Source organism: Nocardia nova, assembly GCF_002933465.1.
In the GTDB taxonomy this organism is placed as follows: Bacteria; Actinomycetota; Actinomycetes; order Mycobacteriales; family Mycobacteriaceae; genus Nocardia; species Nocardia nova_B.
The window spans coordinates 221093-233633 of sequence record NZ_PSZE01000008.1; the positions used below are offsets into that span (position 1 = coordinate 221093).

At 66.6% G+C, this 12541-nt stretch carries 14 protein-coding genes; 12 read left to right on the forward strand and 2 right to left on the reverse strand.

Going from position 1 to position 12541, the window contains the following annotated elements; all coding sequences use genetic code 11:
* Window positions 1-145: 145 nt before the first annotated feature.
* From C5E41_RS12855 to C5E41_RS12880, 6 genes are all read left to right on the forward strand, one after another.
* Window positions 146-706 (forward strand): DUF3558 domain-containing protein, encoded by a 561-nt coding sequence (locus tag C5E41_RS12855; RefSeq protein ID WP_181063219.1) that lies wholly within the window; start codon window positions 146-148, stop codon window positions 704-706.
* A 14-nt stretch (window positions 707-720) separates the two neighbouring features.
* Window positions 721-1101 (forward strand): hypothetical protein, encoded by a 381-nt coding sequence (locus tag C5E41_RS33290; protein ID WP_146097532.1) that lies wholly within the window; start codon window positions 721-723, stop codon window positions 1099-1101.
* Complete coding sequence (locus C5E41_RS35730; protein ID WP_146097533.1) at window positions 1098-2612, forward strand: hypothetical protein; 1515 nt, start codon at window positions 1098-1100, stop codon at window positions 2610-2612. The genes C5E41_RS33290 and C5E41_RS35730 overlap by 4 nt, the downstream gene beginning before the upstream one ends.
* Window positions 2609-3376, forward strand: a complete 768-nt coding sequence (locus C5E41_RS12870; RefSeq protein WP_104376046.1) for an ESX secretion-associated protein EspG — start codon at window positions 2609-2611, stop codon at window positions 3374-3376. Before C5E41_RS35730 ends, C5E41_RS12870 begins: the two co-directional genes overlap by 4 nt.
* 65 nt (window positions 3377-3441) lie before the next feature.
* Entirely contained in the window at window positions 3442-3678 is a 237-nt protein-coding gene (locus C5E41_RS12875) for a CopG family transcriptional regulator (RefSeq protein WP_104376047.1), read from the forward strand.
* On the forward strand, window positions 3675-4109 hold the full coding sequence (locus C5E41_RS12880; protein ID WP_104376048.1) for a PIN domain-containing protein: 435 nt from the start codon (window positions 3675-3677) through the stop codon (window positions 4107-4109). Before C5E41_RS12875 ends, C5E41_RS12880 begins: the two co-directional genes overlap by 4 nt.
* 52 nt (window positions 4110-4161) lie before the next feature.
* Here C5E41_RS12880 and C5E41_RS12885 read toward each other — a convergent pair whose 3' ends face one another.
* Window positions 4162-5010: an oxygenase MpaB family protein gene (locus C5E41_RS12885; RefSeq protein WP_104376049.1), complete on the reverse strand. Its 849-nt coding sequence runs from the start codon at window positions 5008-5010 to the stop codon at window positions 4162-4164.
* A 164-nt stretch (window positions 5011-5174) separates the two neighbouring features.
* On the opposite strand from C5E41_RS12885, the gene C5E41_RS12890 reads away from it, so the two are divergent.
* Both C5E41_RS12890 and C5E41_RS12895 read left to right on the forward strand, forming a co-directional pair.
* Window positions 5175-6599, forward strand: a complete 1425-nt coding sequence (locus C5E41_RS12890) for an acyl-CoA synthetase (RefSeq protein ID WP_104376050.1) — start codon at window positions 5175-5177, stop codon at window positions 6597-6599.
* A gap of 68 nt (window positions 6600-6667) precedes the next feature.
* Window positions 6668-7039 (forward strand): PPOX class F420-dependent oxidoreductase, encoded by a 372-nt coding sequence (locus C5E41_RS12895; protein ID WP_104376051.1) that lies wholly within the window; start codon window positions 6668-6670, stop codon window positions 7037-7039.
* 146 nt (window positions 7040-7185) lie between these two features.
* Here the strand turns inward: C5E41_RS12895 and dapD are convergent, their stop codons facing one another.
* A complete protein-coding gene (dapD, locus tag C5E41_RS12900; RefSeq protein ID WP_104376052.1) occupies window positions 7186-8139 on the reverse strand; it encodes a 2,3,4,5-tetrahydropyridine-2,6-dicarboxylate N-succinyltransferase in 954 nt (317 codons plus the stop codon).
* 108 nt (window positions 8140-8247) lie between these two features.
* Here dapD and dapE point away from each other — a divergent pair, with 108 nt between their 5' ends.
* From dapE to C5E41_RS12920, 4 genes are read left to right on the forward strand one after another with little or no spacing between them, the layout of a single operon-like run.
* Window positions 8248-9348, forward strand: coding sequence for a succinyl-diaminopimelate desuccinylase (gene dapE / locus C5E41_RS12905; protein ID WP_104376053.1), 1101 nt, complete (start codon window positions 8248-8250; stop codon window positions 9346-9348).
* Between the two features lie 18 nt (window positions 9349-9366).
* Window positions 9367-10170, forward strand: a complete 804-nt coding sequence (locus C5E41_RS12910) for a TIGR00730 family Rossman fold protein (protein ID WP_104376054.1) — start codon at window positions 9367-9369, stop codon at window positions 10168-10170.
* Window positions 10164-10730: a TIGR00730 family Rossman fold protein gene (locus C5E41_RS12915; RefSeq protein WP_439956416.1), complete on the forward strand. Its 567-nt coding sequence runs from the start codon at window positions 10164-10166 to the stop codon at window positions 10728-10730. Before C5E41_RS12910 ends, C5E41_RS12915 begins: the two co-directional genes overlap by 7 nt.
* A gap of 41 nt (window positions 10731-10771) precedes the next feature.
* Window positions 10772-12541 carry a long-chain-acyl-CoA synthetase gene (locus C5E41_RS12920; protein ID WP_104376127.1) on the forward strand — a complete coding sequence of 590 codons (1770 nt, stop codon included), beginning with the start codon at window positions 10772-10774 and terminating at the stop codon, window positions 12539-12541.

Genomic DNA, 12541 nt, shown 5'->3' on the forward strand with positions numbered 1-12541 from the left:
CAGGGAATGGCTGGTGATGGAGGGCTCTGATAAAGTCCCGGTCGGGGGCGTCAACCGCGTCCTGGCCCGGTAGAGCGCAGGAGGGGCAGAATTGATGCGGCAGCGGCACATACGGTCCGCTGGGGGGCGGTGGGCGATCTCCGCTGTGGGTGCTGGTCTTTTGATCGGAATGCTCTTGGGGGCCATTGGTTGTTCGGCGAAATCCGACTCGGCCTCCGAGGGGAAATCTTCAGCAACAACGGTAGCGGCCGCGTCGGTTTCTCCGGAGCCGGTGTCGAACACCGCATGGAACCCGTGTTCGATTCCTGACGCCGATATTGCTGCGGCTGGGTTGAATCCGGCAAAAAAGCACCCGGACACCGGTAAATACTCTGAGAAATTTCCCGGCTGGGATATTTGTGGCTGGTTGAGTGATAGCTGGTACAGTCTAAATATTTATTCGACCAATTCCCACACGTTCGATGAAGTCATAAACAACACCACGCTGTTCCGTGATCCGCAGCCAGTGTCGGTAGGTGAACGTCGCGGTGTCCTGCTACATCATGTCGATAATCCGCAGGCCTGCACGATTGCGCTCGACATCCCCAACGATCCGGTGCAGATGGATGTCGACGCGAAAGCGAGTGCCGATACGGTCGGAGACTCGTGCAGTGAGGTGACGCGCATCGCAAGAGTATTGGAAAAGAATCTTCCGGCAGGAAAATAGCAGGGGGGTGAACTGTGTCGGAATTGGATGTGTGGCGCGATCTTGCGAACGAAGCGGCGCAGGGAAATCTTAGACTAAAGGTCCACAGAGATGCTCTGGATAGGGCGGTAAAGCTCCTTCAGGACTACATCGATCACATTGATGGCATGAATCTGGATGTCGCTACCGTTAAGCGTGTTACCGGCTTCGGCGGATTTCAAATGGGAGTTGACCTCGCGCAAAAATTCAGCCGGAAAGGTGATGGTGACGAGTCGATCAGCCAGCGCCTCAAAGAACTCACCCAAGAAGCCAAAGCTATCCAAGACACGCTGCGTAAAGCGGCAATCGCCTACGCCGAGACGGATGCCGAGTACGGCAAAGAGTTCAAAGATCTCGAACAGGGAATCAAGCCGTGACGCAGCCCCCAAACCCTTCGAGTTATCTGGATCAGAGCAGTGGTGCCAATCTTCGGGCTCAGCTGGATGCGATGAAGAACGGCACGTACGCGACGTTGGTGTCGGCGGAGCATACGCAGGCGTGGGATGCCGATCAGTTGGGGCTCCAGCGTCAGATCAATGATCTGGCGGGGCAGTTGGGCGCGGATGTCGATCCGGCGAACGTCACCGGCGGTGACAATTTCGAGAGTTTGTCGCTGGAACAGATTCGCGATCTGACCTACGAGATCAAACCCGATGTGGTGCATGCGGTTTCAGAGGCATGGGGAAAGATCGGGTCCGGCTTGGGGGACGCCACCCGCACCTTGAGTGACGGCTTGAAGAAGGAGATCGCCGAGGGGTGGCAGGGTATGGCCGCCGGGAAGGCCGCCGAGGCGCTCGGCGGCTTTCTGCAGACGTCCGAATCGATCGGCAAATCGGCGAGCCTGGTGGGGATGAAAGTCGCCTTCGCGCAGCGCGGTAGCGACGAAACGTTTCGGATGCTGGGCCCGGTGTTGTCGGCGGTGGCCCCGGTGAGCGGCGCATTGGTGCAGAATCCGGGATTGCCGAACTTGGCTCCCGCGGCTGCGCCCTCGGGTCCGCAGCTTCCTATTCTCGCGGAGCAGCAGGGGCAGGACTCGAAGCGGGACGAGGCGAAGCAGGCCTGCTTGCAGGTATTGCGGAACGTGTACGCACCGGGCATTCGAGGCGGAGACCAAGGCGTGCCGGTGATTCCGCCGGTGCAGCCGGTCGCGAATCCGGTGGGGCCGCCGAATGTGGGGCCCGGGCCCTCGGGGCCGGGCATCCCGAATCTCGGGGGCGGTAATCAACCGTCGCCCGGCGGCAACGAGTCGAACAGTGGCACTCCGAACGGCGATCCGAATACCGGAAACGACGGTGGCGCGACCTCGAATCCCGGATCGACCACGTCACCCGGCACACGGCCGAGTGCGGTCGACGGCACCGGGCTGAGCCAGCAGGGCACCGGCGGGCCGGCCCTGCCCACTGCGGCTTCCACCACGGTGGCAGGTTTCGATCCCACCGGTGGCCTGGGCGGCGGGCCCTCGGGATCCGGAATCGGCGGCGGTGCCGCCGGACACGGATTCGGCGGCGGCTCGTCGAGTTCGGGCGGCGGCATGCCGCGAGCGGGTGGTCCTGCGGTGAGTGTGCCCGGCAAGCCTTTCGTGGAACCGTTGGCGCCCTTGGGTTTACGCAGCCCGGGGCAAGCCGGCGCACCCGGCGCGCCCGGTATGGCCCCGGGCATGGGTGGTCGCGGCGGCGGGAAGTCCGAGGAGGACAAGGAGCGTGCCTCGTCCGAGCTGTTGCGCGGACAGCACCTCGAGGAATGGATCGACGACGGTCGCGCAGTGATGCCCGCCTACGGTGCCATCGGGGAGAGCCCGCCGCAGGAACGACATCCCGATTCCCGGCCGCCGCGTACACCCGCGCCGAACGCGCCGGACCAGGGGCGAGCTCCGGGAGAATATCGGTGATCCACTGGCAGCTGACGAGTGCCCAGTACGAGGCGGCGTTCTTCGCCGCGCAGCGCGACCGCCTGCCCTATCCGACGTGGAATGGGTTGCGCGCCGGCGACGACATCGAACTCGGCCGGCAGCGCCGGGAGGCGATCGATACCCTGTTGCCTCGCGTGGACGACGACTTCGCCCGCCTGGTGCATACGCTGGCCGAACCGCAGGTGCGGTTGCACGTGCACGGCCGCCTCGGAACCGACGCCGACAATCCCGATACCCAGCTGCGGGGTTATGCGGGGTTCGGGCCGGATATCGCGGGGGTGGCCATCCAAGACGCCGATCCGGAACCCGGTGTGAGCGGCGATGTTTCGGTCAGTCTGTGCACGCATGTGCAGGCGTTGACACTGCTGGCCCGCATGCTTCCCGACCAACCACCCGGCCGCCACGAACTCCACGCACTGAAATCCGAACTCGACATCGAACCCGATTCGAATGGCGGCTGGAACCGCCCGCCCACACCGCGCGAACGCCTCGACCGATTCTTCTCCCGCCCGCGCACCGGATGGGGCGAGGTGCTGTGCTACCCGGGACCATTCCTGGACAACCGCACCGACGGTGTGGAGGGCTTCTTCTGGATGGACTTCGCAGGCGACGGCCGCTACTACGTCCGCGAGGACTCGGTTTCCTATACCGTCCAGCCGATGACACACGATGGGTTGGTCGGTCACGCACGGGCATTGGCCCGAAGGGTCCGGGAACTCGGGTCGCGGTCGGCGCGCGTGTAGACAACGCCGCGCCGCACACCTCGGACGCATCGTATACGTGATGTTACATGTGCTAGCATCGGTACATGTCGCTCAAACGGACCAACGTTTACGCAGACCCTGGCGACCTGGCTTTGATCAAGGAAGCAGCGGCCAAACTGGGCATCGCCGAAGCGGAGATCATTCGGCGCGGTATTCATCTCGCGGCGATGAGCACTCGCGTGTGGGCCGATGATTTGGAGTTTCCGACCTTCGATGAGATCGATGGTCCCATCGACGACGAGGTGACTCGTGCCGTCGTCGAGGGAACTCGGTACCGGTGATAGTCGTCGGCGACACCTCGGGAATTATCGAGGCATTCGCCAAAGGGGCCGAGTCGGAATCGTGCCGCGTCGTGCTGAACGACGCCAGCCTTGTGGTGGTGTCACCGTTGGTGCTCGCCGAGGTTGATCACCTCGCCAAGGCGCGGTTCGGATCGAAGGCTCGTGACAAGGTGCTGGCGTTCATTTTCGATCAGGTCGACCGGATGCGATTCACACTCGCCGATGTCACGAACCACATCAAGTCGGCCCGCCGTGTCAACGATGCCTACCGCGGTCTGGACCTCGACATGGCCGATGCGTTCACCGTCTGTTTGGCCGCCGAATATCAAACCGAGGCGATCTTGACTCTGGATCGTCGTGACTTCCGTGCCCTGCGCCCGCTGACCCAGGAACATACGCACTTCCGATTGCTCCCCGACGACATGGTGTGAGAAGCAGCCCTGCTGCCGGTGTCGGTGTGGGGGAGGGGGTTTCGTGTTTGCCTCATACCAGCGGCAGCCCCAAACGCTGCCGCAGGCGCATATCGAGCATGTAGGCGTTGATCGGAAACATCTTGAGCTGCTTGGGAACTCGGCTTTCCACCGCGCCGACCGCGTGTAACAGCCGGCCCAGGCGGCGGTCGTCGGATTCGGTCCACGGCATCTCCATCTGCGTGCGGAGATTCGGCGGCAGCAGTCCGGCGACCACCCAGCGGTGAAATCGCCCGAACGCCAGGCGGATCGGCGGCGGGAACATCTTCAGGTCCACCAGATCGTCGAAGTACGCGCGGATCGTCGGATCGATCCGGACCTCGGCGATCTGCCGGTTCCAGTAGGCGTCGAAGGCGGTGCGGTCGGCCGGCCACAGTGCCTGCGGCATTTGCAGGGTGGTCCCGAACCGGGCGGCGTGGCGGTAGAAGGCCTCGGCCTCCTGCTCGGGCATCGGGCCGTGCATGCGCTCGTAGAGGTCGCGCGAACCCCAGTACAGGCAGGCCGCCACCCACAGCTGCAACGTCGGATCGAAGGCGTTGTACTTGACCGGGCTCTGCGCGGTGGAGCGGACCTGACGATGCTGCCAGTTCACCGCCGCGCGGTAGGCGGCGCGTTCGTCGTCGCTGCCCAGCATGGCCACGGCGAGGTAGGTCAGCGTCGTGCGGGTGCGTTTGACCGGATGCACCATCACCTTGCCGCTGTCGACGGTGCTCTCCACCACGCCGTAGCCGACGGGCGGAAGCGACAACTGCATGATGACGTTGGCCGCGGCACCGAAGAAGGCGGCCGAACCGCCCAGGTGTGCCGCGACATCGTATTCGGCGACCGGTTGCCCGGACGACGTGCGAATGGACGTGGTCATCGTCGACCCCCATCTCCGCGTGAGAAGGCTGTACTTCGACAGTCTCACCACCTCAATGCGCTGTCAACGGCCGCGGGACGACGAGACGAATTCGCAATCGGCCGCTCGGTCGGGGAGAGTGCCGGCAGTGCCGGATCGTCGAGCCGGATTGATAGGTTGGCGCGATGTCCTACGGTTCGCTGCCGCTGTTGCCCTCGCTGAATCCGGCCGCCGTGGCCGCCGGATACGACATTCCCGATGCGGTCACCATCGACGGTGAGACGCTGTCCCGCAGCGATCTGGTCGGTGCCGCGACCTCGGTGGCCGAACGCATCGCCGGCGCCGGTCGCGTCGCGATTCTCGCCCGCCCGACCGCCACCACTGTGCTGGGCATCCTCGGCTGCCTGATCGCCGGGGTCGCCGCCGTGCCGGTGCCGCCGGATGCCGGATCGGCCGAACTGGACCATATCCTCGCCGATTCCGGGGCGCGGGCCTGGCTCGGTGCGGCGCCGGACAACCCCACGCTGCCGGTGATTCCGGTGCGCAAACACGCCCGCTCCTGGCACAGCCATCCCGAACCGGCCGCGAACACAACGGCTTTCATCCTCTACACCTCGGGGACCACGGGTGCGCCCAAGGGGGTCGTGCTCAGTCGCGGCGCGATCGCCGCCGGTCTCGACGCCCTGTTCGAGGCGTGGTCGTGGACCTCGAAAGACACGCTCGTGCACGGTCTTCCGCTGTTCCACGTGCACGGACTGATCCTCGGCGTGCTCGGGCCGCTGCGAGTCGGCAGCCCGCTCGTGCACACCGGAAAGCCCACGCCCGCCGCCTATGCGGCCGCGGCCGGCACCCTGTACTTCGGCGTGCCGACGGTGTGGTCGCGTATCGCCGAAGACCCGGATGCCGCAAAGGAATTGGCGAATGCCCGGTTGTTGATCTCCGGCAGCGCGCCGCTGCCGATTCCGGTCTTCGAACGGCTGCGTGAGCTCACCGGGCAGGCGCCGGTGGAGCGCTACGGCATGAGCGAAACCATGATCACGCTCTCCACCCGGGCCGACGGCGAGCGCCGGGCGGGCTGGGTCGGCCTGCCGGTGGCGGGCGTGCAGACCCGGTTGCGCGACGAGACGGGCGCGCCGGTGCCGCACGACGGCGAGAGCATCGGCGGACTGCAGGTGCGCGGGCCCATGCTGTTCGACGGCTATCTCGGCCGGCCGGAGGCCACCGCCGACAGCTGGACCGAGGACGGCTGGTTCATCACCGGCGATGTGGCGGCCATCGACGCCGAGGGATTCCATCGCATCGTCGGGCGCGAATCGGTGGATCTGATCAAATCCGGTGGCTACCGCGTCGGGGCCGGGGAGGTCGAAACCTGCCTGCTCGGCCACCCGAGTGTGGCCGAGGTCGCGGTGGTCGGGATCGAGGACGCGGATCTGGGGCAGCGCATCCGGGCCTACGTCGTGCCGCGCGCCGACACCCCGATTTCGGAGCGGGAACTGATCGACTTCGTCGCCCAGCAGCTGTCGGCGCACAAACGGCCGCGCGAGGTGCTGATGGTGACCGAGTTGCCCCGCAACGCCATGGGCAAGGTGCAGAAGAAGAAGTTGCGCTGAACCAGCGATCTGGTGCCGGGAACGTGGCGGGTTGACCTGTACCGCGCTCGAGGTTCTAAGGTCGGCGCATGATCGCAACGCTGTCTGCAGCCCAGATCGAGTATCTGGCGGGCCAACGCCTGGGTCGGCTGGCCACCATCCGCCCGGACGGATCGCCGCAGAACAACCCGGTGGGTTTCCGCTACAACGAAGCCCTCGGCACCATCGATATCGCGGGCCACAACATGGGCGCCTCGCAGAAGTTCCGCAATCTCGCCAAGGAGGAGCGGGTCGCGTTCGTCGTCGACGATATCGCCTCGGTGAATCCCTGGCAGGTGCGCTGCCTCGAAATCCGTGGCGTGGCACAGGCTTTGCGGGATGTCGACACCTATCTCGACGGCGGCTCGCGGGAACTGATCCGCATCACCCCGCAGCGCGTGCTCGCCTTCGGCATCGAATAGACCGGCATCGAATAGACCGGCATCGATCAGGCCGGCATCGATCAGGCCGGAAGCGATCAGGCCGGAAGCGCGGCGGCCCGCACGACACGAAACGCCCCTCCCACGCTCGGGTTGGAGTCCCAGCGGAAGGGGCGTTTCGCGTGAGATCAGTTGGCGTGCAGGGCGGCGTTGAGTTCGATGCCGGTGCCCTTGCGCGCGACCACCTCGACGCTGCCGGTCAGCGAGTTACGCCGGAACAGCAGATTCGACTGGCCGGACAGCTCCGCGGCCTTGATCGTGCGGCCGTCCGGCAGCGCGACCTTGGTGCCCGCGGTGACGTAGAGGCCGGCCTCGACGACGCAATCGTCGCCCAGTGAAATGCCCAGGCCCGCGTTCGCGCCGAGCAGGCAGCGCTCGCCGATGGAGATGACCTGCTTACCGCCCCCGGACAGGGTGCCCATGATGGAGGCGCCGCCGCCCACATCGGAACCGTCGCCGACCACCACACCGGCGGAGATGCGGCCCTCGACCATGGAGGCGCCGAGCGTGCCGGCGTTGAAGTTCACGAAACCCTCGTGCATGACCGTGGTGCCCTCGGCCAGATGCGCGCCCAGCCGCACCCGGTCCGCATCCGCGATGCGGACGCCGGCGGGCAGCACGTAGTCGACCATGCGGGGGAATTTGTCGACGCCGTAGACGGTGACCGGGCCGCGGGCGCGCAACTTTCCGCGCACCAGCTCGAAGTCCTCGACCGCGCACGGGCCGTAATTGGTCCACACGACATTGGCCAGCAGGCCGAACTGCCCCTCCAGGCTGAGCCCGTGCGGGCGGACCAGCCGGTGCGAGAGCAGGTGCAGGCGCAGATATTCGTCGTGGGTGTCGATCGGCGGCGCGGACAGGTCCGCGATCGTGGTGCGCACCGCGACGATCTCGACCCGGCGGGCCTCGTCGGGGCCGACCAGGTCGGCGAAGCGCGCGTACTCCGGGTCGCTCGGGCTCAGCCGCGTGGTCTCGGACGTCTCGAACGTGCCCAATTCCGGATACGGGTACCAGGTGTCGAGGACCGTCCCGTTCACGGTCACCGTCGCTAGGCCGACTGCGGATGCTCCCTGTGTGCTCACGGCCCCTCAGCCTACTGGGTGCGGATCGCGAGGTGGCGGGCTCCCTGTGCCGCCCGGCCCGGCCCGCTCGGCCCGGTCGTGAGACGAGCGAACAATTAGGCTGGCCCGGTGACCATCGATCTGCGCGCCGACCCGATTTCGATCACCGCGACCCTCGTCGACATCCCGAGCGTCTCCCGCGACGAGGCGGCGATCACCGACACCGTCGCCTGGGCACTGCGTGAGCAGACCGAGGGCTTCGAGGTGCTGCGGCACGGCAACACCGTGCTGGCTCGCACGAATCGCGGGCTGCCGCACCGGGTGATCATGGCCGGTCACCTGGATACCGTGCCGATCGCCGACAACGTGCCAGGCAGGTTCGAGACGATCGACGGTGAGGACGTGCTGTTCGGCTGCGGCAGCGTCGACATGAAGTCCGGCGACGCGGTCTTCCTGCACCTGGCCGCGACCGTCGCCGACCCGGTCTGCGATCTGACCCTGATCTTCTACGACTGCGAGGAGATCGCCGCCGAATACAACGGTCTCGGCCGCATCGAACGCGAGCTGCCGGAATGGCTGGACGGCGATCTGGCCATCCTCGGCGAACCGTCGGGCGGGTGGATCGAGGCGGGCTGCCAGGGCACGCTGCGGGTCCGCCTCGGCCTCGGCGGCACCCGCGCCCACACCGCGCGAGCGTGGCTGGGCGACAACGCGATTCACAAGCTGGCGCCCGTCCTGCAGCGGCTGCGTGACTACGTGCCGCGTGAGGTGGACATCGACGGTTGCGTGTACCGCGAGGGATTGTCAGCGGTGAAGGTCGAGGGCGGCGTGGCCGGCAATGTGGTGCCCGACGAGGCGGAGGTGCTGGTGAACTTCCGGTTCGCCCCCGATCGCACTCTCGACGAAGCGACCCAGCACGTGCGCGAGGTGTTCGACGGACTGGATGTGAGCTTCGAGCGGACCGACGGTGCGCCCGGCGCGCTGCCGGGTCTGTCGGCTCCGGCCGCGAAGAACCTGGTGGAGCGCGTCCACTCTCACGGCGGCGGCGGGGTGCGCGCGAAATACGGCTGGACCGATGTGTCGCGATTCGCCGCGCGTGGCATCCCGGCGGTCAACTTCGGACCCGGCGACCCCAATCTGGCGCACAAAGTGGACGAGCGCGTACCCACCCGCCAGATCACCGTCGTCACCGAGATCCTGCGCAACTACCTGACCGGTCACCAGGGCTGAACCGGTAGGTTCGGTCCCATGTCCACTGCGTCCGAGCCGGCACCGACCAGATCACCGAAGTCCACTCCGAAGTTCAGGGGCCCGATCATGTTGCGCCGGGCCCGCAAACAGGGCACCGGAACCACCGATCAGCATCTGCTCGACGGCCGCGGACCCACCGACTGGGTGCACACCGACCCGTGGCGAGTGCTCCGAATCCAGAGCGAATTCGTGGAGGGCTTCGGCGCACTCGCCGAAATACCCAGGGCCGTCGCGGTTTTCGGTTCGGCGCGCACCCCCGTGGACACGCCCGAATACGAGGCGGCGCGGGCCATCGGCGCAGCCCTGGCCGAGGCCGGTTTCGCGGTGATCACCGGCGGCGGCCCCGGAGTGATGGAGGCGGCCAATCGCGGCGCCTGTGAGGCGGGCGGATTCTCCGTGGGCCTCGGCATCGAACTGCCGATGGAACAGGGGCTCAACGAGTGGGTCGATCTCGGCATCAACTTCCGCTACTTCTTCGCCCGCAAGACGATGTTCGTCAAGTACTCCCAGGCGTTCATCTGCCTCCCCGGCGGCTTCGGCACCCTGGACGAGATGTTCGAGGCGCTCACGCTGGTGCAGACCCACAAGATCACCCGCTTCCCGGTCATCCTGTTCGGCAGCCGGTACTGGGCGGGGCTGGTCGACTGGATGCGGGATTCGCCGGCCGGCGCGGGCAAGATCTCGCCCGGTGATCTGGAACTGCTGCACGTGACCGACAGTGTGGAGGAGCTGGTCGACATCGTGCTGCAGGCCGCCGCGCGCCGCGGCGAAGAGTCCACGGGAACGGAGGGGCAGTGGTGAGCGGGCAGCCGTACGCGGTGTGTGTCTACTGTTCGGCCAGCGCCGCGGATCCCGGCGCGCTGCAGCTGGCCGCCGATGTGGGCAGTGAAATCGCCCGGCGCGGTTGGCAACTGGTCTCCGGCGGCGGACATGTGTCGATGATGGGTGCGGTGGCGGTGGCCGCGCGCGCCGGAGGCGCCCGCACCACGGGCGTGATCCCGAAACGCCTGGTGCATCAGGAAGTCGCCGATGTGGACAGCGACGAGTTGATCGTCACCGACACCATGCGCGAGCGCAAACAGATCATGGAGGATCGCGCCGACGCCTTCCTGACCCTGCCGGGCGGAATCGGCACGCTGGAGGAATTCTTCGAGGCGTGGACCGGCGGATACCTGGGACTGCATGGCAAGCCACTGGTGGTGCTGGATCCGTACGGCCACTACCGCGGGCTGTTCGCGTGGCTGGACGAACTGAGCGCGGCCGGATTCATCGGGCGGCCCGCACTGGATCGGATTACCGTGACCGCGGATGTGGCATCCGCATTCCGAGCCCTGACCGCGCCGCGCATCGGCACCGCCTGAGCGATTCGACACCGCTCGACCGGAACCCGTTGGAGGAGAATGTGAGCACCGAGGTCCGACACACGATCAGTCTCTGGGATCTGGTGCGCAGGCTGCCCGCGATGGTGGTGGAGACGCCGAGCATGCTGCGCGGGGCCATCGGCATGCTGGTGCGCTCCGAGAACAAATCCTCGGTCGGGCTGTACTTCCAGAAGGCGGCACGGCGATATCCCGATCGGCCGTTCCTGCGCTTCGAGGGCCGCGAATACACCTACGGTGAGGCCAATACCGAGGTGAACTGCTTCGCGCAGGTGCTGGCGCAGCGCGGTGTGCGCCGCGGCGACGTGGTGGGCGTGCTGATGACCAACCGCCCCGAGACGCTGTTCGTGGTCCTGGCGACGGTGAAGCTGGGCGCGACCGTCGGGTTGCTCAATCACAATCAGCGCGAACAGGTGCTCGCCCACAGCTTCGGCCTGCTCGACAGCACGGTCAACGTGGTCGGCGAGGAATGCGAGGACGCGGTGCGCTCGCTGCCCGAGCCGCCGCCGAATCTGCTGTATTCCGAGGAACTGCGGGAACTGGCCCGCGACGCCGATCCGGCGGACCCGCAGGTGTGCGCCGACATCCGTGCCCGCGAGCGCGCGTTCCTGATCTTCACCTCCGGCACGACGGGCTTGCCGAAGGCCAGCGTGATGACCCACCTGCGCTGGACGAAGAGTATGGCCGGGCTGGGCGGTCTGGGCATCCGCCTGCGTGGTGGTGACACCATGTACTGCTGCCTGCCGCTGTATCACAACAACGCCATGACCGTCGCGCTCGGCGCGGTGCTCGGCTCGCGGGCCACGTTGGCGCTGGGACGCAAATTCTCGGTGTCGAACTTCTGGAACGAGGTCATCGCGACCAGGTCGACGGCCTTCATCTACATCGGCGAGCTCTGCCGCTACCTGCTCAACCAGCCGGAATCGCCTCGCGAACACGAACATTCGGTGCGGCTTGCCGTCGGCAACGGCCTGCGCCCGGAGTTGTGGGACGAATTCCGGCGGCGCTTCGGCATCGGCCGGGTGGTGGAGTTCTACGGCGCGAGTGAGGGGAATATCGCCTTCATCAACGCCTTCGGCGTGGACCGCACTGCCGGATTCGGGCCGCTGCCCTACGCCGTGGTGGAATTCGACGAGGAGACCGGTAAGGCGCGGCGATACCCCGACGGGCGACTGCGCAAGGTTGCCTCCGGTGGTGTGGGCCTGCTCCTGGCGAAGGTCACCGACCGTTCTCCGTTCGACGGGTACACCGACAAGTCGGCGACCGAATCGAAGTTGGTGCGCAACGCATTCGACGACGGCGACTGCTGGTTCGACACCGGAGATCTTGTGCGCGACCAGCATTGGCGCCACATCGCCTTCGTCGACCGTCTCGGCGACACCTACCGCTGGAAGGGGGAGAACGTCGCGACCACCGAAGTCGAGGGCGCCTTCGACGGTGCGCCCGGTATCACCGAGGCGGTGGTGTACGGGGTGGACGTGCCCGGAGCCGACGGCAAGGCGGGAATGGCCGCGGTAACCCTCGCCGCCGGCGCCGCCTTCGACGGCTCCGGCCTGGCCGCCCAGCTCTACGACCGCCTGCCCGGGTATGCGGTGCCGCTGTTCGTCCGCGTGGTGCCCGAACTGGAGACCACGTCGACCTTCAAGAGCCGCAAGGTGGATCTGCGCAAGCAGGGATTCACCCCTGACGATTCGACCGAGGTCTATGCGCTGAAGGGCCGCGACCCGGGATATGTGCCGTTCTACCCGAGCTATCCCGACGAGGTGGCGGCCGGTACCGCACCCCGGGGTTAG